This is a genomic window from Micromonospora sp. WMMA1976, from assembly GCF_027497335.1.
Lineage (GTDB): Bacteria > Actinomycetota > Actinomycetes > Mycobacteriales > Micromonosporaceae > Micromonospora > Micromonospora aurantiaca.
Window position 1 is genome coordinate 4,612,380 of sequence record NZ_CP114912.1, and the last position, 19,531, is coordinate 4,631,910.

Consider the following 19,531-nt stretch of genomic DNA (forward strand, 5'->3'; position numbering starts at 1 on the left):
GGCTCACAGCGCGTGCGTCAGCGTGCGGGCCCGGATGCTGTCCAGCACGCTGCGGGTCACCTGCGAGGTGCCGCGCGCCTGCTCGCACACCTCCGCGACCCGGCGCGCGGTCGCGTCGGCCCGGGCCTCCCGCTCGTCCCACAGCCGGTCCACCTCGGCCAGCAACGGGCCCTCCACCTCGCGCTCCACGCCGCGCAGCGCCGGCACACCGAGCCGCTGGGCCAGGTCGAAGACCTTTCCGGCGTACGGCAGCGGCAGGAACGGCGTGCCCATCATGGCCGCGAAGATCAGGAAGTGCAGGCGCATGCCGACCGCGAGGTCGAAGTGGCGCATCAGACCGAGGATCTGCGCCGGGCGGTAGTCGCCGTGCAGGATGCGTCCCCGGTCGGCGGCCGTCATGTGCGACAGCACGCCGTGGGAGTGCCGGATGTCGTCGCGTTCCATCGGCACGAACAGCACGTACGCGTCGATCCGGTGCACCAGGAAGTCACCGATCTGGGCGAGCAGGCGGTGGTAGCCGTCCACGTCGAGCCGTTCGGCGGCCCGGCCCGGCTCGCGCACGCTCAGCCCGACCAGCCGGGAGCCGGCCGGTACGCCCTCCTCACGCAGCCACTGCTGGGGGAACTCCTCCGCTTCGAGCAGGAACGCCGGGTCGGCGGTGACGGTGATCGGGTTGACCAGGCCGGCCTCCTCCAGCACCATCCGCGACTCCTGGTCGCGCACTGTCACCTCGACTGCTTGCGCCAGCGTCTCGCGGACCATGCCGCTGTCCAGCGTGTCGGTGAGCGGGCCGACCCCTACCGCGTACGTGATCAGCGGCAGTCCTCGCTCCTGGGCGACCCGGACCACCCGCAGATAGCGCCGGGCCTCCTTGTCGTAGAGGATCCCGCCGCCGCCGAGGATGAGCAGGTCGAGCTGGTTGAGCACCGGGGACGAGTCGACCCGGCTGACGCCCTCCCACGGCACCGCCTCGACCTCGGGGTGGGCCAGCGCGGTGTGGGCCGGGTTGCGGGAGAAGACGATGATCCGGGCATGCGGCTCGTGGCGGCGCAGATCGTCCAGCAGACCCGTGAGGATCGCCTCGTCGCCGAGGTTGCGACCGCCGTAGGAGCCGAGCACGCCGATGGTCAGTCCGGTGCGTTCCCTCATCCGTTGCTCCTTCCCAGGGGCGTCCGCGCCAGCGTTCCCGCTGGCCGCCCCGGGTTAACGCACGGCGAGGAGGCTCAACCGGTGGCGTTGCCGACCAGACGGGAGACGAGGTCCGTGACCACCTGATCGGTGTCGAACCCGGCGTCGATCGAGGTGGTGAGCAGGTCGAGCAGGAGCCCGTCGACCGCGTAGTGCAGCAACGCCACCTCGTACGCCCCGCCGGGTAGTCCGGCGGCGGTGTGGTGGGCGACGTCGTCGGCGTACCCCCGGCGCAGCACGCCGCCGAGCGCGGCCCGCAGCTCCGGGCGGCGCGCGGCCTCCAGCCGCAGCTCGAACAGCGCCCGGGTGAGGCCCGGTTCGCGGGTGGTGCGGGCGACGATGTCGCGCAGGTAGTCGGTCATCAGCGCGAGTGACGGCTCGCGGCGGCCGAGGCCGGCCAGCACTGCCGGGTCGGGGGCGATCCGGTCGAAGATGCGTTCGGCCAAGCCGGCGAGCAGCGCCGCGCGGGACGGGAAGTAGTTCGAGGTGGTGCCGGTGGGCACGCCCGCCTCGGCGTCGACCGCCCGGTGGGTCAGCCCCCGCGCGCCCGCGTCGGCGAGCACCCTCAGCCCGGCGTCGGCGAGCAGGGTACGGCGTTCCGGATTCCTGGCCACGCGAACACACTAGCAACAACCACGACAGGTGTTGTAGATTCATCGCCGAACCACGACAGCCGTCGTGGATCACCTCGGACATCGGAGCCGGTTTGCGCAAGCTCGTCTACTTCGTCGCCAGCACCCTCGACGGCTTCATCGCCGCGCCCGACGGGACGTTCGACTTCCTCCCGCTGACGCCCGACCTGGCGCCCCACCTGGTGGCCGAGTGGCCCCAGACGCTGCCCACGTTCGCCCACGCCCAGCTCGGCATCGACTCCCCGCCCGCCGGCCGCTTCGACACCGTGCTGATGGGCCGCGGCAGCTACGAGCCGGGCCTGAAGCTCGGTGTCACCAGCCCTTACGCCCACCTGGAGCAGTACGTGTTCAGCCGCTCCCTGCCCCCTGCCGACTACCCGGACGTGCACGTCGTCGACGGTGACCCGGCGGCCCTCGTCCGCGACCTCAAGACCCGCCCGGGGCGCGACATCTGGCTGTGCGGCGGCGGCCGGCTCGCCGGTCAGCTCCTCGACGAGATCGACGAGCTGGTGGTCAAGCTCAACCCGGTGGTCGTCGGCAGCGGCATCAAGCTCGTCGACAGCGGCTTCGACCCGCGACGGCTCACGCTCACCTCGGCGCGACCGTTCGACGCCGGCGTGGTCGTCCTGCACTACACGCGCAACGATTAACCCGGTTGCCCCGGACGGCGGGCGGCACGCACCGTGGAGCGGTGACGAAGACCCGGCTGCACTGGCACCAACTGCCCGCACACGTCCGCGACGGCGTCGAGGCCGTCCTCGGCGACCGGGTGGTGGCGGCGCGGTCCCAGCCGGGCGGCTTCTCCCCCGGCACCGCCGACCGCGTCCGTACCGCAGGCGGTGGCCGGGCCTTCGTCAAGGCGGTCAGCCCGGCGCAGAACGACCGCAGCCCCGACCTGCACCGCGCCGAGGCCCGGATCGCCGCCGCCCTGCCGCCGGACACGCCCGCGCCCCGGCTGCTCGGCAGCTACGACGACGGCGACTGGATCGCGCTCGTCTTCACCGACGTGGAGGGCCGGCACCCGGTCACGCCGTGGCGGGCCGACGAGCTGGCCGCCGTGCTGTCCACGCTGGAGGCGATGGCCGGCGCGCTCACCCCGGCACCGGCCGCCGCACCCACCCCCACCGCCGCCGAACGGCTCGCTCACGACTTCGGCGGCTGGCGGCGCCTCGCCGCCGACCCGCCGGCCGACCTCGACCCGTGGGCCCGGTCCCACCTGCCCGAACTGTGCGCCGCCGCCGAGCGAGGGCTGGCCGCGCTCGACGGCGACACGCTCTGCCACGTCGACGTGCGCGCCGACAACCTGCTGCTCGGCCCGGACGGATCGGTCACCGTTGTCGACTGGCCCTGGGCCTGTCGCGGGCCGGCCTGGCTGGACACGCTGCTCACCGTCGTCAACGTGCAGGTGTACGGCGGACACGACCCGGACGCGCTGCTGGCCGCCCGGCCACTGACGGCAGGCGTGGACCCGGCCGACCTGACGGGTGTGCTGGCCGGATTCACCGGTTTCTTCCTCGACGGCGCCCGCCAGCCCCCACCACCCGGCATCCCCACGGTGCGGGCCTTCCAGCGCCTCCAGGGCGAATCCCTGCTCCCCTGGCTGACCCACCGCCTCACCCCCTGACCCCCGGGCCGGGGATGTCGCCGTCGATCTTGGACTTGTGGCACCTCACAAGGCTCGCCAAAGCCACATCCCAGGCACCACAAGTCCAAGATCGACGAAGCGCGCCGACACGCGTCGGGTTACCCGGGGGTGGGGGTGCCCAGGGGGTCGGCGAACAACGGGGAGAAGCCCAGTTCGGCGGCGCCGATCAGGGTGGCGTCGTAGCCGAGCGCGGACACCCGCAGGCGGGCCTTGTCGCGGGAGATGGGCAGCACGTTGGCGGCGATCCGGCTGCGGACGTGGGCGGCGCAGACCGGAAAGACCTCCTGGAGCGTGCCGCCGAAGATCACCACGCCGGGGTTGAACAGGTTGATCACGTTCGCCACGCCGATGCCCAGCCAGTCACCGATGTGCCGCAGTGCCTCCTGCGCGGCCGGTTCCCCCTGAGCGGCGGCGACGACCGCGCGTACCGCCTCGCGCCCCTTCTCCCGCGCCGGTCGGCCCGCGACGTCGAGCAGCGCCCGCTCGCCGACCTCGGCCTCCAGGCACCCGCGCGAGCCGCAGCCGCAGGGCCTCCCCTGGTACGGGTTCACGAGCATGTGCCCGACCTCGGAGGCGTACCCGCCGTCGCCGTCGAGCAGTTCCCCGCCCACGATGATCCCGCCGCCCACACCGACGTCGCCGTGCAGGTAGACCAGGTTCTGCACGCCGACTCCGGCGCCGCGCTGATGCTCGGCCAGCGCCCCGAGGTGCGCCTCGTTGCCGACCAGGACGGGCAGGCCCAGGTCCAGCCGCCGGGCCAGCTCGGCGCCGAACGCCTGGTCCACCCACCCCATGTCCGGCCCGAACCGGACCATCCCGTCGCCGGGGCGGATCATCCCGCAGTAGGAGGCGCCCACGCCGACGCACACCGACCCGGGTGGCGCGGCGTGGTGCAGCGCCCGTCCGAAGTCGGCGAGCACCGAGACCACGGAGTCGAGGTCGGCCCCGGCCCGCGGCCGTTCCGCCTCCAGCCGCGCCGACACCACACCGCCGAGCCCGACGCGGGCGGCCACGAGCCGGTCCACGGCGATGTCGAAGGCGATGACGTAGACGGCGTCCGACGCGGGACGCACCACACGGGAGGGACGCCCGGCGCGTCCGCTGCCGCCCGCCGTGACCTCCCGGACCAGGCCGGCCGCCGCGAGTTCCGCAGTGAGTGCCATGACCGTGCTGCGGTTGACGCCCATCCACTCGGCCAGCTCGACGCGCGTGACCGGGCCGGTCAGGTGGACGCGCCGCAGCAGCGCGCCGAGGTTGAGCCGGCGGCTGTCCCCCTGCGCGTGCCGGTCTGCTGCCAGACCTTTCAGCATCGACCACTCCGTCGGATGGCGACTGGCTCTCCGAGACCGAGGATAGTTGGCACACATCGACAGCAGCCAGCGCGGAGGCGCTCACCGGACTGCCGAAGTGCGAGTGGAACGCCACGGGTGCCTCCCGGCCCGGGAGGCACCCGTGATGGTCCAGTGACAGCTACTCGGCTTCGCGCACCGGGCTCTGCGGCACCACCATCACCGGCCGGTGGGCGCGGTGCAGCGTGGCCATGGCGACGCTGCCGAGCAGGATCTTGCGGACCGCGGTCCGGCCGCGCGAGCCGACCACGAGCAGGCTCGCCTTGCGCTCGGTGGCGACAGCGGAGAGCGCGTCGGCCACCGCGCGGCCGGGCGCTCCGCCGCCGGCGCGTACGCGCACCGTGGTCACCCCGTCGACCGTCTCCGGCGCGTCCCCCTCGTCGCCGTCGACGGCGACCAGGACGATCTCCCGCTCGGGGAAGAGGCGGCGGGCGGCGGCGAGCGCGGCCTCGGATCCGGCCGAGGCGTCCCAGCCGACCACCACCGGCCCGGCGGCGAGCGCGTCGTACTCGTCGGTCAGCAGCGGGTGCGGCACGACCAGCACGGGACGCGGGCTGTAGTGCACGGCCATGTCGGAGACGCTGCCGAGCACCGCGCGGGCGCCGCCGAGGCCCCGCGAACCGAGCAGCAGCACGTCGGCCTGCTTCTCGTCGGCCAGCTCGGCGAGGCGGAGCCCTTCACCACCGTAGCTGCGGCACACGAGCGGCTCGGCGTCCCAGCCGGCGGCCCGGCCCAGCATCACGCCGACCGCAGTCATCCGGTCGGCCTCCCGGCTGCCCTCGCGCTCGATCGCCTCGACGAACACGTTGATGTTGCGGGTGCCGGTCCAGAGCCGCTTGCGGAGTTCCTCGCTGGCGAACGGAGGCGTCCACAGATGCCCGATCCACGCGTGCGCGCCGGGGAACAGCAGCGCGCCCACCTCGATGGCGGCGCTAGCGGCCGGAGACCCGTCGTAACCCACCACCACTTGCCTGCCGTGCTCGTCGCTCACCGCACCCAACCTCTCTCACCGACGACATCTCACAAGATCGTATCCGGGCCCGGACCGCGTCCGAGCCGGATCATCCGCCACGGAATCATCGGTACGCTGGGCGGATGAGCAGCCCGGACCTGTCGTACCTACTCGACCACACCAGCCACGTGTTGCGTACCCGGGTGGCGGCGGCGCTCGCCGAGATCGGGCTGACCGCACGGATGCACTGCGTGCTCGCGCACGCGCTGCCCGAGGAGCGTACGCAGATCCAGCTCGCCGAGATGGGCGACATGGACAAGACGACGATGGTGGTGACGGTCGACGCGCTGGAGCGGGCCGGGCTGGCCGAGCGGCGTCCGGCGCGTACCGACCGGCGGGCGCGGATCATCGCGGTCACCGAGGAGGGCGCCCGGGTCGCCGCGCGCAGTCAGGAGATCGTCGACCGGGTGCACGCCGAGGCACTGGCGAGCCTGCCGGAGGACGAGCGGAAGGTCTTCCTGCGCGCGCTGGAACGCCTGGCCGCCGGCCATCTGGCCACGCCGGTGCAGAGCCCGAAGCCGGCCCGCCGGGCCCGCCAATAGTCTTTCAATAGATTGTCTGTAACGGAACTATCCGTTACGGTCCTCCTGTCGCACCTCTCGACAGGAGGACTCCATGTCCGCTCCCCGCTCCCGGCAGCTCGCCCTCGGCGTGCTCGCCACCGGCGCCCTGATGACCATCCTCGACGGCAGCATCGTCACCGTGGCGATGCCGGCCATCCAGCGCGACCTGCGCTTCTCCCCCACCGGCCTGAGCTGGGTGGTGAACGCGTACCTGATCGCGTTCGGCAGCCTGCTCCTGCTCGCCGGCCGGCTCGGCGACCTGATCGGGCGCCGGACGATGTTCCTCGGCGGCACCGCGCTGTTCACCGCCGCCTCCGTGCTGGCCGGGGTGGCGGCGAACAGCGCCACGCTCGTCGCGGCCCGCTTCCTCCAGGGCGTCGGCAGCGCGGCGGCCACGGCGGTGAGCCTCGGCATCCTGGTCACGCTCTTCCCCGACGCCGCCGGGCGGGCGCGGGCGTTCGCCGTGTTCGCGTTCACCGGCGCGGCCGGGGCGGCGATCGGTCAGGTCGCCGGCGGCCTGCTCACCGACGCGCTGGGCTGGCACTGGATCTTCCTGATCAACCTGCCGATCGGCCTGGCGACGATCGCGCTCGCGATCCGTACGCTGCCCGCCGACCGGGGCCTGGGCCTGGCCGCCGGGGCCGACGTGGCGGGCGCGCTGCTGGTAACCGCCGGGCTGGTGCTCGGCATCTACACGGTGGTCACGATCGAGCGGTACGGCGCGACGTCCGCGCACACGCTCGGCCTGGGCGCGCTCGCCGCCGCGCTGGTCGCCGGGTTCGTGGTCCGGCAGGCCACCGCGCACCGACCGCTCATGCCGCTGCGGCTGCTGCGCTCGCGCGGCGTCGCCGTGGCGAACGTGGTGCAGGTCCTCACCGTGGCCGCGACGTTCGCGTTCCAGGTCCTCGTCACGCTCTACCTTCAGCAGGTGCTCGGCTATGACGCCACCGGCACCGGGCTGGCGCTGCTGCCGGCCGCTGTCGTCATCGGCGCGGTGTCGCTCGGCGTCTCGGCCCGGCTCAACGCCCGCTTCGGCGAGCGGGCCGTGCTGATCGCCGGGCTCACGCTGCTCGCCGCCATGTTCGCGCTGCTGGCCCGGGTGCCGGTGGACGGCCGCTACCTGCGCGACGTGCTCCCGGTGATGCTGCTCGCCGGCGGGTTCGGGCTGGTGCTGCCGGCGCTCACCGCGCTCGGCATGTCCGCCGCCCGCGCCGAGGACGCCGGTCTCGCCTCCGGGCTGTTCAACACCACCCAGCAACTCGGCATGGCGTTCGGCGTCGCGGTGCTGTCCACGCTGGCCGCCGCGCGTACCTCGGACCGGGTCGCGCTCGGCGACGACCGGGCCACGGCCCTGACCAGCGGCTTCCACGCGGCATTCGCGGTCGGCGCGGGACTCGTGGTGGTCGCCGTCGTGCTCGCGTACGCGCTGCTGCGCCCGCGCACGGCGGCGCGCACCGACGCCCCGGCGCTGGTCGGGTGAGTCAGCCGGGAGCGCGCGCCGGATGGGTGAGGAACGGCAGCACCGCGGCCGGCAGCGCGGGCGAGGCCACCACGTCGTAGTGGGTGAGCCCCGGCAGCACCGCGAGCCGGGACGCGGGCCGGGCGGCACCGTCGCCGCCCGCGTCCCGCCGGCCACCGCCGAGCAGGCCGAAGAACTCCGCCGCGTGGCTCACCGGGATCTCGTCCGCGTCGGCGAAGACCAGCAGCACCGGCATCGGCAACGCGGCCACCTCGGCGGACCAGTCGTAGTCGCGCCGCAGCAGGTCCCCGCTGCGGGCCCAGAGCAGCGGCCAGTCCTGCGGGCGGGGCGCGACCCGCGCGTACCGCTCGTACGGCGGGGTGCCGCGCATGCGTCTCGCGGCGCGCTCGTCGTGGGCGGACATCGCGGCGAGCGTCTCCGGGTACCAGCCGCGCCGCCGGAACGGCGTGGAGACGAGCACCAGGCGGCGGACCAGGGCGGGGTGCTGGATCGCGGTACGCAGGGCCACCCCGCCGCCGAGCGAGTAGCCGAGCACGTCGGCGCGCGGCAGGCCGACGTGACGCAGCAGCCCGGCGACGTCGTCGGCCATCGACTCGTACCGCAGCGGCCGGTCCAGACCGCCGGTGCGGCCGTGGCCCCGCAGATCGACGGCGATCAACCGGCGGCGCGCGGCGAGCGCCTGCCGGACCGGCGCGAACGTCTCGGTCGACCCGTACCCGCCGTGCAGCAGGACCAGCGGCCTGCCGGTGCCGTGCTCCTCGTACCAGATCCGCAGCCCGCCGACGTCCGCATAGCTCACCCGCCGATCGTCGCGCCCCCGGCGCCGTGGCGGGCGCGTTCGCGGACGCCGCTCAGCGGGACGCGCGGGGGCGGGCGCGCAGGTGGGCGCGTTCGCCCTGACTGCCGAAGAGGCTGAGGAACTCCACCCCCTCGCTGTCGGCGCGGCCGAACCAGTGCGGGACGCGGGTGTCGAACTCGGCCGCCTCACCGGGTTCGAGCACCAGGTCGTGCTCGCCGAGCACGAGCCGCAGCCGCCCGTTGAGCACGTAGACCCACTCGTACCCCTCGTGGGTCTTCGGCTCGGGCTCGGACCGCCCACCGGCCGGGATGATCAGCTTGTACGCCTGGATGCCGCCCGCGCGGCGGGTGAGCGGCAGCATGGTCATCCCGAACGCGGCGACCGGCCGCAGGTGGACGCGGGGGTCGCCGGTCGGTGGGGCGCCGACCAGTTCGTCGAGCGTGACGCCGTGCGCGCGAGCCAGCGGGAGCAGCAGTTCCAGCGTCGGCTTGCGGCCGCCGGACTCCAGCCGGGACAGCGTGCTCACCGAGATGCCGGTGGCGGCGGAGAGGTCGGTGAGGGTGGTCTCGCGCTCGCGGCGCAGCGCACGCAGCCGGGGGCCGACCGCGTCGAGGGCCTGATCGAGGTCGTCGTCCATGCCCACGAGTTTGCCACATCAGCAACAGAGTTTGCAGTTCTGCCGAGCCTCGCCGCAATCTGGTCGCGGAGGTGGTCACGATGACCGAGAGCTACGAGGTACTGGTGATCGGCGGCGGCGCGGCCGGGCTCAACGGCGCACTCATGCTGGCCCGGGCACGCCGGTCGGTGCTGGTGGTGGACGGGGGCGAGCCCCGCAACGCGCCCGCCGACGGCGTGCACGCCCTGCTGGGGCACGACGGCGTACCGCCGGCCGAGCTGCTGGCGCGCGGCCGGGACGAGGTGCGCCGCTACGGTGGGCACCTGACCGAGGGCCGGGTCGAGACGGTGGACCGCGACGGCGACCGGTTCGCGGTGGCGCTCGCCGACGGCCGCCGGGTACGCGCCGGGCACGTGCTGGTCGCCACCGGCCTGGTCGACGAGTTGCCCGACGTGCCCGGCCTGCGCGAGCGCTGGGGACGGGACGTGGTGCACTGCCCGTACTGCCACGGCTGGGAGGTGCGCGAGCGGCCGATCGGGGTGATCGGCAGCGGCCCGATGTCGGTGCACCAGACGCTGCTGTTCCGGCAGTGGAGCGACGACGTGGTCTACCTGCGGCACACCGCGCCGCCGCTCACCGACGAGCAGGCCGAGCAGCTCGCCGCGCGCGGCGTGCCGGTGGTCGAGGGCGAGATCGCGGCCGTCGAGACGGACGGGGACCGGCTGACCGGGGTACGCCTGCGCGACGGCCGCACCGTCGACCGCGAGGTGCTCACCGTCGCGCCCCGGATGGTGGCGCGCGCCGGGTTCCTGGCCGGGCTTGGCCTGCGCCCGCAACCGCACCCCAGCGGGATGGGCGAGTACCTGCCGGCCGACGAGTCGGGGCGTACCGATGTGCCCGGGGTGTGGGTCGCGGGCAACGTGACGAACCTGTCGGCGCAGGTCGGCGCCGCCGCGGCGGCGGGCGCCTGGACCGCGGCGATGATCAACGCGGACCTGGTGCAGGCGGAGACCCAGCGGGCGGTCGAGGCGCACCGTGGCGCGCGGGCGGGTGGGTGACCACGAATCACCCCTAACCTGACAATTCTTCCCCTAGGTTGAGTCGGAGAGGGCAGTCGGAACCTGGGGGGCGATGTGAAGGGCTATCCGGCGATCGAGGATCACGGGCTCATCGGCGACCTGCAGACCGCCGCGCTGGTGACCTGTGACGGAACGATCGACTGGTTCTGCGCGCCGCGCTTCGACTCGCCGAGCATCTTCGCCGCACTGCTCGACAAGGACAAGGGCGGCTTCTTCCAGATCGCCCCGCACGAGGTCCGGTACGTCACCAAGCAGCTCTACCTGCCCGGCACACCGATCCTGATCACCCGGTTCATCAGCGCGGACGGCGTCGCCGAGGTGATGGACTTCATGCCTGTGACCGGCGAGCGGGTCACCGACTCGCACCGCCTGGTCCGCATGGTCAACATGGTGCGCGGCAGCATGCGCTTCCGGGTGGAGTGCCGGCCCCGGTTCGACTACGCCCGCGAGCGCCACGAGGTGGAGCGGCACCGCAACGGCTACCTGTTCCGCAGCCCGTCGGCGACGCTCACCTTCAACCCGATCGACCCGGTACGGCAGCTCTGGGCCCAGACCGGCGAGATCCGCATGGAGGACGGCGACCTGATCGCCTACGGCACGCTGAAGGAGGGCGACACCGGCGGGGTGATCCTGGAGACGGGCAGCGACGAACCCCGGATCATCCCGCCGGAAGAGGTCCAGGGCATGTTCGAGTGGACCCGGGACTACTGGCGGCGCTGGGTCGAACGCTCCCGCTACACCGGGCGCTGGCGGGAGATGGTCGAGCGCTCGGCCATCACGCTCAAGCTCATGACGTACGCGCCGACCGGCGCGATGATCGCCGCGCCGACCGCCGCGCTGCCCGAGCTGGTCGGCGGCTCCCGCAACTGGGACTACCGCTACACCTGGGTACGTGACACCTCGTTCTCGGTGCACGCGCTGCTCGGTCTCGGGTTCACCGAGGAGGTCAGCCGGTACATGGACTGGCTGGACGAGCGCATCCGCGAAGCCGGCGACCACCAGGACCCGCTGAAGATCATGTACCGGGTGGACGGCTCCTCGGACCTGCACGAAGAGGTGCTCGACCACCTGGAGGGATACCGGGGCTCCCGGCCGGTGCGGATCGGCAACGGCGCCGCCGACCAGCTTCAGCTCGACATCCACGGCGAGGCGCTGTACGCCATGCACCTCGCCGACGAGCAGGGCATCCGGGTGTCGCACCAGGTGTGGAAGAGCACCGTGCGCCTGGTCGACTGGCTCTGCCACAACTGGGACAAGCGCGACGCCGGGATCTGGGAGAGCCGGCACCACCCCCGCAACTACACGTTCGGCCGGGTGATGTCCTGGGTGGCGCTGGACCGGGCCATCCGGCTGGCCACCCGCACCGGCCGGCCCGGGGACATGAGCTGCTGGACCGAGCAGCGCAACCGGATCTACAACCAGGTCATGGCCCGCGGGTTCCACCGGGAACGCGGCAGCTTCGTGCAGGCGTACGACGAGAACGTGCTCGACGCCGCCCTGCTCTACATGCCGGCGGTCGGCTTCGTCACGCCCAGCGATCCGCTGTGGCTGTCCACGCTGGAGTCGATCGAGCGGGATCTGGTCTCGGACAGCCTGGTCCACCGGTACGACCCGGTGCACTCCCCCGACGGGCTGCCCGGCCACGAGGGCACGTTCAACATGTGCACCTTCTGGTACGTCGAGGCGCTGGCCCGCTCCGGCCGGCTGGACGACGCCCGGCTCACCCTCGAGAAGATGTTCACCTTCAGCAACCACCTCGGCCTGTACGCCGAGGAGATCGCCTCCACCGGTGAGCAGATCGGCAACTATCCGCAGGCGTTCAGCCACCTCGCGCTGATCAACTCGGCGCTGACGGTGAACGACCTGCTCGACGCCGAGGCCTCCGCCCGCCTGCGCCGGTAACTCCGGCGATCTCCGGTCCCGCTCCGGGTAGCCTTGACCGCATGAGGTTCCACGCCGCCGTCATGAAGCCCTGGTCCCTCCGCTGACGGCGGCAGGGTGACCGGCTTCTTCTGACGTACCAGCTCTGCTCCGCCGTCCTGGCGTTCCCGCCGGGCGGTGTCCTCGCGCTGCCCGGCTCCACGACGAGCCGAAGAGCGGACTGTGAACAACCTCGACCACATTCCTTCGTCCCCATCCATCTCAGGCGGTTCGCTGCCCGCCGGGCACCGGGCGCACGTCCGGGCCGACGGCGTCCGCGTCATCCGCGGCGGCCGGGTCGTGCTGTCCGACGTCGGCGTGACCGTCTCCGCCGGCTCCCGCCTGGCGGTCGTCGGCGAGAACGGCCGCGGCAAGACCACACTGCTGCACGTGCTGGCCGGCATCCTCGTGCCCGACCAGGGCACGGTGGAACGGCTGGGCACGATCGGCGTCGCCCGGCAGAACCTGGAGGCGCGCCACGGCGAGACGGTGGGCACGCTCGTCCGGGAGGCGATCCGGGAGTCCGAATGCGCGCTGCGGGCACTGGACGACGCCGCCGGCGCGCTGGCCGAGAGCCGGGCGGGCGCGGACGACGCGTACGCCGCCGCGCTCGACGCGGCAACCCGGCTGGACGCCTGGGACGCGCAACGTCGCGTCGACGTGGCGCTGGCCGGTCTCGACGCCTGCCCGGACCGGGACCGCCCGCTGGCGACGCTGTCGGTCGGCCAGCGCTACCGGGTCCGGCTGGCATGCCTGCTCGGGGCGCGGGTCGACCTGCTGATGCTGGACGAGCCAACCAACCACCTCGACGCGGCCAGCCTGGCCTTCCTCACCGCGCGGCTGCGCGAGCACCCGGGCGGCGTGGTGCTGGTGACCCACGACCGCGCCCTGCTGCGGGACGTGGCCACGGAGTTCCTGGACCTCGACCCCAGCCCGGACGGGCGCCCACGCCGCTACGCCGGGGACTACGACGCCTGGCAGGACGGGCGCAGTCGCGACTTCGCGAACTGGGTACGGGACCACGAGGCGCAGCAGGCCGAGCACCAGCGGCTGGCCGACGCGGTCCGGGAGGCGCAGGGCCGGCTCAGCACCGGCTGGCGTCCGGAGAAGGGCCACGGCAAGCACCAGCGCCAGTCCCGCGCCCCCGGCCTGGTCCAGGCGCTGCGACGCCGGCAGGAGGCGCTCGACGAGCACCGGATCACCGTCCCGGAGCCACCGCAGCCGCTGCGCTGGCCGCCGCTGGACGCCCGGGCCGGACTGCCGATCCTGCGGTGCCACGACGTGACGGTCGCAGGGCGTCTGCGTACCCGGGTCACGCTCACGCTCGACGGCGGGGACCGCCTGCTGGTGACCGGGCCCAACGGCGCGGGCAAGTCGACGCTGCTCTCCGTGCTGGCCGGCGACCTCGTGCCGTCGACCGGCGAGGTTCGCCACCCGTCCGGCGCGCGGGTGGCGTACCTCGGTCAGGAGGTGCCCGACTGGCCTCCCCTGATGCTCGCCCACGACCTGCACGAACAGCACGTGGGCCGGTTGCGCTCCACCGGACGCCTCGGCTCCGGCACGCCTCTGCCGCTGGGCGCGACGAACCTGCTCGACGCCGAGGCCCGGCGTACCCCGGTCGGCCGGATGTCGCACGGACAGCAACGGCGGCTGAACCTGGCGCTCCGCCTGGCCGAGCGTCCCGACCTGCTGATCCTCGACGAACCCACGAACCACCTGTCCGCGCCGCTCGTCGACGACCTCACCGCGGCCCTGCTGACGACCCGGGCGGCGGTAGTCGTCGCCACCCACGACCGGCAGATGCTCCACGACCTGGCGGCCTGGCCCACGCTGCCGCTCACCGCCCCGGCCCCGGACCGGCGGGTGGCGGCGTTCGCCCCTCCGGTGACGCCAGGTCGTTCGGTCACGGAGGGTCATGCGTCTCGGGAAGAGTGATACACCGAGCGATATGCCTGAGAGTCATGAATATGCCTCTCAGGCATATTCACTTCTCATCACCACGTCCTCACCGGGCTGGACCGGCTGGCTACTGTGGGGTCCCGGGACAGTCGGCGAAGGAATGGCGGGATGGCTGTCGACGGAGCGGACGCCGGGCACGTCGGCCGCCCCTAGCGCTACGAGGAGGCCGTCCTCGGCCTGCTGCGGGGCGACGGGGCGACCGCGCTGACAGCCGGCCTCTGGCTGCTCGTCACGTCGCTGTTCACCGGCCGGCAGCAGGCGACGTGATAGCGGTCCGCTACGACCCCCGGCACCCCACCCACCTGCGGGAAGCCGACGCGCCGATCTGGCGGTGGCCGGACTTCCTGGCGACCGTGCCGCCGGCCGTGGCGGGCCGCCTCGTCGTACCGGCGGAATGGATGCGGTTCCGGCGGCGGCTGCGGGAGCGGCGCGGCTGAGCAGTCACCGCCCCCGCGGACCGGCCGCGCGGGTCCACCCGACGAAGCGGCGGTGCAGCGCGCCGGCAGGCGCCCACGGCATGTCCTCGGAGGCCTGCACGAGGTAGGCGCCGAGGTACAGGGTCAGCGACACGGGCGCACCGGCGTACTCCGCGCGCAGTTCCCGTCTCCGCGTGGGGCACGGCCAGGGCAGGTCACAGCCGCCGCAGCTCCAGACCGGCATGACCGGGCCGTGGGTGGTCACCGCGCACCTTCCAGGAACCGCGCGGTGACCGCCCGCGCCTGCCTGCTGGTCGCCCATTCCACCTGCCAGCAGGGGTACGGAGTCAGCCGTGACCACCAGGCCCGGCACCCGGCACACATGCCGTCAAGTCCTCGGACGTGTACCGCGAGGATCGTCTCTTCCGGCCCGCCGATCACTCGTCGCCCCCCTGCGGCCACTGACCACGATTGATCGGAATCCGATGCCGCGAATGGCAGGGCAGATCGGCACCGCACCGGCAGACCCGTGTCCACCGCCGCCAGCACCAGACCGGCCGATGCCGCCGGGCCAACGTCAACGCTGCGGCGGACAGGTACGCGTCCCTCGCCGCGAGCCGCCTCAGCAGCGGCGAGAGGTCGCCTCTTTGTCGCCCCTCGGTCCACCGCGTGGATCTGTTCGCTCCGGCTCATCGACGGTTCGTCGCCAGTGCTCGGCATCTCCACCTCCGCCAGGAGAAACGCGGCGGCCCTCTCAGCCGCCACCAGTCCACAGTGACGTCTGGGTGTCACTGATCGCGACGGCACGAGAGCCGACAGTCCGACTCCATAGGTGGCGACATTTAGGCGACATAGCATTATCGTGGCGGGCATGACCGCCCCCAACACGGTTCTGCGCGGCGTCCGCACCGGAATGCGCATGAGCCAGGACGACTTCGCCCGCGCGCTCCAAGCCGTCGGCCACCGCGTCGGCGAACCCAACGACGCCAACAAGCGACTCGTCCAGCGATGGGAGTCCGGTGCGATCGCCGCACCGCGCCCCGTCTACGCTCGCGCGCTGGAGGTCGTGACCGGCCTGCCCATCTCACTGCTCGGCTTCGCCGCGGTGCCCGGTGGGCACGTGGCCGACGACCAACACGGTGGCTACGACCTGACCTCACCCGTATCGAGCCTGGCTACGCCCACGCCGACATCGAAGTCCGCCACGGCCCACAGGTCGTACGAGGGCGTGTGGCTCAGCCGCTACCAGTACTACTCCAGCGGCCGGGAGGAGTCCTTTGCCGGACAGCACTTCGTCGTCCTGCTGCAGCACGGCGACAGGCTGACCGCGCGCAGCCTGCCCGGATCGGCGTCCTCGTCCCTGTCGCTGGACCTGACCGTGGACGGCGCCGTCATCACCGGCACCTGGGTGGAACAGACGGACCCGGCCGGTTACTACCGGGGCGCCCGCTATCACGGGGCGATCCAGCTCCTGGCCGAGCCGACCGGCCGACGGATGGCCGGGAAGTGGGTCGGATTCGGCAAGGACATGGACGTGAACACCGGCCCGTGGGAGTTCGTCTTCCGCGACGCGTCGACCTCCAAGGCGACGCTGGACCGGTACAACACGCCGGCGACGTAGCAAGCGCCGCGCCATCGCCTCGACGTCGGACAGGAGCGGTGCCGGCGTCGACTACTCTGCATCGGAACACGGCAGGGCACGGTGCCCAGTTCCAGCGAAGCCGCACGTCGTGCCCGCGATACAACAGGAGAACGCTGTGACAGTCCGCGCCGCGGGCCGCCCACTGACCCGACTGGAAGCCGCCCAGGCGCAGGCAGAGCACGCGCTCGGCGCCCGCAAGGCCAAGCGGATCGCGATGTTCGGCAACGGCACGCTGTATGTCAAGGCCGGCACGATGGCGCAGGTCATGTCCTGGCTCATCGACTTCGTGGTGTGCCTGTTCGCTGTCGCGGTAGGTGTCGTCGCCCTGTCCGTGGTGGACCGTGCGGTGACCCTCTCCGGCGGCGCCCTCGCCGGGGCGGTGCTCGCGTTGTTCGTACTGGTGCCGGTGCTCTACGGCCTCTGCTACGGCAACGGCCGGGCGCTCGGCGGGGTCCTCACCGGCACGCAGCTCGTGCGGGTCAAGGACGGCAGCCGGATCGGCCTCAAGGCGTGCTGGGCCATGCTGGTCCGGACGCTGTTCATGCCGGTCCTGTCCGTCGTGCTGGTGGTGACCGCGTTCAGTACCGGTTCCGCGGATGCGCCCGGTTCGCTCGTGCGGACCAGCATCGACCCGGACGCCACCCGACGCCTCCACGCCGCAGGCATCCGCTGACCCGTCACCACACCGCACCGCGACGGCCGACGCCGCTCTCGTCCATCGCCTAGCCTCTCGGGCGTGGAGCACCTGCGCGACCTCGCCGTCCGGCTGGCGATGGACGAACCGGTCGGCGACGACCTGCCGATGGCGGCTGCTCACGCTCTGACCCGAGGCGTCGACTCGCCGGGCCTGCGTGAGCTTGCCGGCCTGTCGAGGGGCCAGTCGCGGGAGGCGGTCGATCTGTTCCGGCAGGCGATGGACGAACTCGGCTCGCCGGTGCCGGACGAGCGCGGCGCTCGGCTGCACCTCATGCGTCAGGTAGCGGCGAGCATCGTTGCGGGAGAGGGCGACGCCGAGGACCTGGCCCACGAGATCTACTGCCAGGCGGCCGAATCCCAGTTGCCGGAGCTGCGACCCGTGGCCGATCGCTTCCTGGAGCTGTACGTCGGATGGGGCACGGCATACGACCAGACAAACGAGGCCGTAGCGGCCACGAAGGCGGCTGCCCAGTCGTTCCTGAACGACCATCCAGCCTCAACGGCTCCCGAAAGTCTCGCAAACAGCGGTGATCGCGAGGGAGCGAGCCCTTGACCGGCTGCGGACACTGGGGGCAGGCATCTGACCCGGGAGGTCGACATGCGCTGGGTGATCCTCGTACTCGTCATCGCGGCCGCCGTGTTCGTCGTCGGCCTGCTGCGTCGTCGTCGGCAGACACCCGTGGACGGCCGCCAGGTACGTGACCTCCGGGCGTCCGCCGAGGCACGCCGCCGGCTCGACGACCATCGGAATCGTACGGACGGCAGCAACACCGGCAGCGGCGGCGTGGGCGGCTGGAGTTCCTGACCGCTCCGGCAGATCACGGACGGTCCGCGCTTCTCCCGCACTCCTGATGGCGGAACCTTCGCCGCGGACGGCACGGGCAAACGCCGGACGTGATGAGCCATATGCTGCACCCCGAGTGGAAGCGGGGATTCGTGGGGATCGTTGATCGGGTTCGCGGCGGATCCTTCGTCGCCGGCGTACTGGTGGTACTGGGCCTTGCCGGCTGCGTCACACGAGCCGACCCGCCACCGCCTCCGGCACCCTCCGTGGATCCGTCACCGTCGGCATCGCCCACCGAGCAGGAGGCGCTGATGGCGACGATTCGCCAGCTGGTCGAGCGGGCCGATGTCGGCGACGACATCCGGGAGCGCACGATCGAGGTCGGCGAGCCCTACAACCCCTGCGACCTGCTCATTGCCGACCCCGACCGGTCGAGCGGGAGCGGCTTGGAGTTCGACCAGGTGTGGGGCGCGGGCCTGGAGGTCAACCCCGTAGGGATCTTCGTCGACGTGCAGCCCCCGACAACCCTTCTGAACGTCACGGTGATCGGTCTGGGCGATGCCTCGGCGGCCGCTGCGGCCGCGCGTACGGCGCGCGCCGCACGTTGCCCGAGTAAGGATTTCCCACTCAACATCGGGATGGCCACCGCCCGGTGGGGCGCACGCACGATGCCCATCGGATCGACGAGCGCGCGGCTGACCACGGCGACGGTGAGCCGGGTGAACCCGGAAAGCGCCGAAGGAATGCCGTTCCTGCCCGGCAACGCGCGGCTGATCTTCGCGCACGGCTCGCTGCTCATCAGCGTCGAGGCGCTCACCTTCTGGCCGCCCAAACTGAACACTGCCACCGAGGTCACCGCAATCGCTCAGGAGAAGGCGACGTCCCTGGCAACGGCGATCGTCACTACCGTCTCCGCGCCAGGTTAGAACCGAGCCGCCCCGCCGGCGTCGACACACGCCGGCCGTGTGACTGGCATCAGCGACTGTCATCCAGGTTCGCTCAAAAGACCGCAACCCCGAACCACAAGGTGCATTCTCAGCCCACGGCAGAGGACGAAATGGACAACCGTACCGACCCGATCGAAATCATCGCCCGGGTATCAGAGAACCAGGGTAAGCAACGGGCCCTAGAGGTCTGGCTCTACAAGGCCCACAAGGAAGGCTGGCCTGTGACAGTGGATTCGTCCTCCGTCGACCAGCCGGGCAACGAATGCGGAGTGGTGGCCATCGAGGGACTGAAGTACCGGATCCGTCACACGAAGCGAGTCCGGCGACGGGTCGCCATCGTGCCCGCAGGGCAGCATCTGACCGCCGCTGCCGTCGACTCGGCCACGGGCAGGTCCGACGGCATCACCTGGACCTGGGAGTTCGACCATGCCGCGTGGGCCGAGCCGATGATCGACGATCACTAGCGCGGGCGAAGCACGAACGACGCACCGCGTAACGGCATTCTGCGGCCATGAGGCCGCAGCGTGTCCGCGCCGCCGTGGGGCATCTGCGGGTACGGGCATCTGACGTCGAGGAGGGTCGTCATGACGTTGGTCAAGAAGGGCTCTCGGCTCATCACGGTGGACGGGGTCACCTACAGGTGGCGCGTACGCGGCAGACCGACCTATGCCCAAGCGCTGTGTGAGGCTCCACTCGCTGTCGCTGTCGAACAGGTCGGCTGCAAGGGCAGGGTGTTGCTGGTCCGCATGTCTCAGGATCATCCAAGCAACTGGTTCGGCACGCCAGTCGTCCCCGTACTTCCGT

The 19,531-nt window shown here is 72.3% G+C and carries 21 protein-coding genes and 1 pseudogene; 14 read left to right on the plus strand and 8 right to left on the minus strand.

Going from position 1 to position 19,531, the window contains the following annotated elements; genetic code table 11:
* Positions 1 to 3 precede the first annotated feature (3 nt).
* Positions 4 to 1,149 (minus strand): polysaccharide pyruvyl transferase family protein, encoded by a 1,146-nt coding sequence (locus O7546_RS21045; RefSeq protein ID WP_194801070.1) that lies wholly within the window; start codon positions 1,147 to 1,149, stop codon positions 4 to 6.
* A 74-nt stretch (positions 1,150 to 1,223) separates the two neighbouring features.
* Positions 1,224 to 1,802: a TetR/AcrR family transcriptional regulator gene (locus O7546_RS21050; protein WP_194801069.1), complete on the minus strand. Its 579-nt coding sequence runs from the start codon at positions 1,800 to 1,802 to the stop codon at positions 1,224 to 1,226.
* A gap of 92 nt (positions 1,803 to 1,894) precedes the next feature.
* Between O7546_RS21050 and O7546_RS21055 the strand changes: the two genes are divergently transcribed.
* Positions 1,895 to 2,470: a dihydrofolate reductase family protein gene (locus O7546_RS21055; RefSeq protein WP_269697411.1), complete on the plus strand. Its 576-nt coding sequence runs from the start codon at positions 1,895 to 1,897 to the stop codon at positions 2,468 to 2,470.
* A 41-nt stretch (positions 2,471 to 2,511) separates the two neighbouring features.
* The gene (locus tag O7546_RS21060) at positions 2,512 to 3,444 is read left to right on the plus strand and encodes an aminoglycoside phosphotransferase family protein (RefSeq protein ID WP_269697412.1); all 933 of its coding nucleotides are present in this window, start codon (positions 2,512 to 2,514) and stop codon (positions 3,442 to 3,444) included.
* 119 nt (positions 3,445 to 3,563) lie between these two features.
* Here O7546_RS21060 and O7546_RS21065 read toward each other — a convergent pair whose 3' ends face one another.
* Positions 3,564 to 4,775 (minus strand): ROK family transcriptional regulator, encoded by a 1,212-nt coding sequence (locus O7546_RS21065; RefSeq protein ID WP_269697413.1) that lies wholly within the window; start codon positions 4,773 to 4,775, stop codon positions 3,564 to 3,566.
* 160 nt (positions 4,776 to 4,935) lie between these two features.
* Entirely contained in the window at positions 4,936 to 5,805 is an 870-nt protein-coding gene (locus O7546_RS21070) for a universal stress protein (RefSeq protein ID WP_269697414.1), read from the minus strand.
* 104 nt (positions 5,806 to 5,909) lie between these two features.
* Between O7546_RS21070 and O7546_RS21075 the strand changes: the two genes are divergently transcribed.
* Together O7546_RS21075 and O7546_RS21080 are read left to right on the plus strand one after the other, a co-directional pair.
* Entirely contained in the window at positions 5,910 to 6,368 is a 459-nt protein-coding gene (locus O7546_RS21075) for a MarR family winged helix-turn-helix transcriptional regulator (protein WP_194801064.1), read from the plus strand.
* A 73-nt stretch (positions 6,369 to 6,441) separates the two neighbouring features.
* Positions 6,442 to 7,869 carry an MFS transporter gene (locus tag O7546_RS21080; protein ID WP_281599970.1) on the plus strand — a complete coding sequence of 476 codons (1,428 nt, stop codon included), beginning with the start codon at positions 6,442 to 6,444 and terminating at the stop codon, positions 7,867 to 7,869.
* A gap of 1 nt (position 7,870) precedes the next feature.
* Here O7546_RS21080 and O7546_RS21085 read toward each other — a convergent pair whose 3' ends face one another.
* Both O7546_RS21085 and O7546_RS21090 read right to left on the minus strand, forming a co-directional pair.
* A complete protein-coding gene (locus tag O7546_RS21085) occupies positions 7,871 to 8,668 on the minus strand; it encodes an alpha/beta fold hydrolase (RefSeq protein ID WP_194801062.1) in 798 nt (265 codons plus the stop codon).
* A gap of 52 nt (positions 8,669 to 8,720) precedes the next feature.
* A complete protein-coding gene (locus tag O7546_RS21090) occupies positions 8,721 to 9,305 on the minus strand; it encodes an XRE family transcriptional regulator (RefSeq protein WP_091421325.1) in 585 nt (194 codons plus the stop codon).
* An 80-nt stretch (positions 9,306 to 9,385) separates the two neighbouring features.
* Here O7546_RS21090 and O7546_RS21095 point away from each other — a divergent pair, with 80 nt between their 5' ends.
* The 4 genes from O7546_RS21095 to O7546_RS21110 all read left to right on the plus strand — a co-directional run bounded on the left by O7546_RS21095 (position 9,386) and on the right by O7546_RS21110 (position 14,679).
* Positions 9,386 to 10,342 (plus strand): NAD(P)/FAD-dependent oxidoreductase, encoded by a 957-nt coding sequence (locus O7546_RS21095; protein WP_281599971.1) that lies wholly within the window; start codon positions 9,386 to 9,388, stop codon positions 10,340 to 10,342.
* 75 nt (positions 10,343 to 10,417) lie between these two features.
* The gene (locus tag O7546_RS21100) at positions 10,418 to 12,265 is read left to right on the plus strand and encodes a glycoside hydrolase family 15 protein (RefSeq protein ID WP_194801060.1); all 1,848 of its coding nucleotides are present in this window, start codon (positions 10,418 to 10,420) and stop codon (positions 12,263 to 12,265) included.
* Between the two features lie 201 nt (positions 12,266 to 12,466).
* On the plus strand, positions 12,467 to 14,218 hold the full coding sequence (locus O7546_RS21105; RefSeq protein ID WP_281599972.1) for an ABC-F family ATP-binding cassette domain-containing protein: 1,752 nt from the start codon (positions 12,467 to 12,469) through the stop codon (positions 14,216 to 14,218).
* Between the two features lie 287 nt (positions 14,219 to 14,505).
* Entirely contained in the window at positions 14,506 to 14,679 is a 174-nt protein-coding gene (locus O7546_RS21110; RefSeq protein WP_194801058.1) for a hypothetical protein, read from the plus strand.
* A gap of 28 nt (positions 14,680 to 14,707) precedes the next feature.
* On the opposite strand, the pseudogene O7546_RS21115 reads toward O7546_RS21110, so the two are convergent.
* Positions 14,708 to 14,923, minus strand: a pseudogene (locus tag O7546_RS21115) (hypothetical protein); the annotation flags it as partial.
* Positions 14,920 to 15,324, minus strand: coding sequence for a hypothetical protein (locus O7546_RS30775; protein WP_348651258.1), 405 nt, complete (start codon positions 15,322 to 15,324; stop codon positions 14,920 to 14,922). The pseudogene O7546_RS21115 and the gene O7546_RS30775, both read right to left, overlap by 4 nt.
* 196 nt (positions 15,325 to 15,520) lie before the next feature.
* Between O7546_RS30775 and O7546_RS21120 the strand changes: the two genes are divergently transcribed.
* The 6 genes from O7546_RS21120 to O7546_RS21145 all read left to right on the plus strand — a co-directional run bounded on the left by O7546_RS21120 (position 15,521) and on the right by O7546_RS21145 (position 19,191).
* Positions 15,521 to 16,279 (plus strand): XRE family transcriptional regulator, encoded by a 759-nt coding sequence (locus O7546_RS21120; protein WP_281599974.1) that lies wholly within the window; start codon positions 15,521 to 15,523, stop codon positions 16,277 to 16,279.
* A 136-nt stretch (positions 16,280 to 16,415) separates the two neighbouring features.
* Positions 16,416 to 16,973: a hypothetical protein gene (locus O7546_RS21125; protein ID WP_269697417.1), complete on the plus strand. Its 558-nt coding sequence runs from the start codon at positions 16,416 to 16,418 to the stop codon at positions 16,971 to 16,973.
* Positions 16,974 to 17,036: 63 nt separating this feature from the next.
* Positions 17,037 to 17,549 (plus strand): hypothetical protein, encoded by a 513-nt coding sequence (locus O7546_RS21130; protein WP_281599975.1) that lies wholly within the window; start codon positions 17,037 to 17,039, stop codon positions 17,547 to 17,549.
* A 45-nt stretch (positions 17,550 to 17,594) separates the two neighbouring features.
* Positions 17,595 to 17,801 carry a hypothetical protein gene (locus O7546_RS21135; RefSeq protein ID WP_281599976.1) on the plus strand — a complete coding sequence of 69 codons (207 nt, stop codon included), beginning with the start codon at positions 17,595 to 17,597 and terminating at the stop codon, positions 17,799 to 17,801.
* Between the two features lie 101 nt (positions 17,802 to 17,902).
* A complete protein-coding gene (locus O7546_RS21140; protein ID WP_228532611.1) occupies positions 17,903 to 18,706 on the plus strand; it encodes a hypothetical protein in 804 nt (267 codons plus the stop codon).
* A gap of 131 nt (positions 18,707 to 18,837) precedes the next feature.
* Positions 18,838 to 19,191 carry a hypothetical protein gene (locus O7546_RS21145; RefSeq protein WP_194802219.1) on the plus strand — a complete coding sequence of 118 codons (354 nt, stop codon included), beginning with the start codon at positions 18,838 to 18,840 and terminating at the stop codon, positions 19,189 to 19,191.
* Positions 19,192 to 19,531 lie beyond the last annotated feature (340 nt).

What these genes read in the sequence shown, in the direction of transcription:
- O7546_RS21045 (WP_194801070.1), bottom strand. Translation starts at nt 1,149, where the DNA reads ATGAGGGAACGCACCGGACTGACCATCGGCGTGCTCGGCTCCTACGGC.
- O7546_RS21065 (WP_269697413.1), bottom strand. Translation starts at nt 4,775, where the DNA reads ATGCTGAAAGGTCTGGCAGCAGACCGGCACGCGCAGGGGGACAGCCGC.
- O7546_RS21135 (WP_281599976.1), top strand. Translation starts at nt 17,595, where the DNA reads ATGCGCTGGGTGATCCTCGTACTCGTCATCGCGGCCGCCGTGTTCGTC.
- O7546_RS21080 (WP_281599970.1), top strand. Translation starts at nt 6,442, where the DNA reads ATGTCCGCTCCCCGCTCCCGGCAGCTCGCCCTCGGCGTGCTCGCCACC.
- O7546_RS21145 (WP_194802219.1), top strand. Translation starts at nt 18,838, where the DNA reads ATGGACAACCGTACCGACCCGATCGAAATCATCGCCCGGGTATCAGAG.
- O7546_RS21075 (WP_194801064.1), top strand. Translation starts at nt 5,910, where the DNA reads ATGAGCAGCCCGGACCTGTCGTACCTACTCGACCACACCAGCCACGTG.
- O7546_RS21140 (WP_228532611.1), top strand. Translation starts at nt 17,903, where the DNA reads ATGCTGCACCCCGAGTGGAAGCGGGGATTCGTGGGGATCGTTGATCGG.
- O7546_RS21095 (WP_281599971.1), top strand. Translation starts at nt 9,386, where the DNA reads ATGACCGAGAGCTACGAGGTACTGGTGATCGGCGGCGGCGCGGCCGGG.
- O7546_RS21090 (WP_091421325.1), bottom strand. Translation starts at nt 9,305, where the DNA reads ATGGACGACGACCTCGATCAGGCCCTCGACGCGGTCGGCCCCCGGCTG.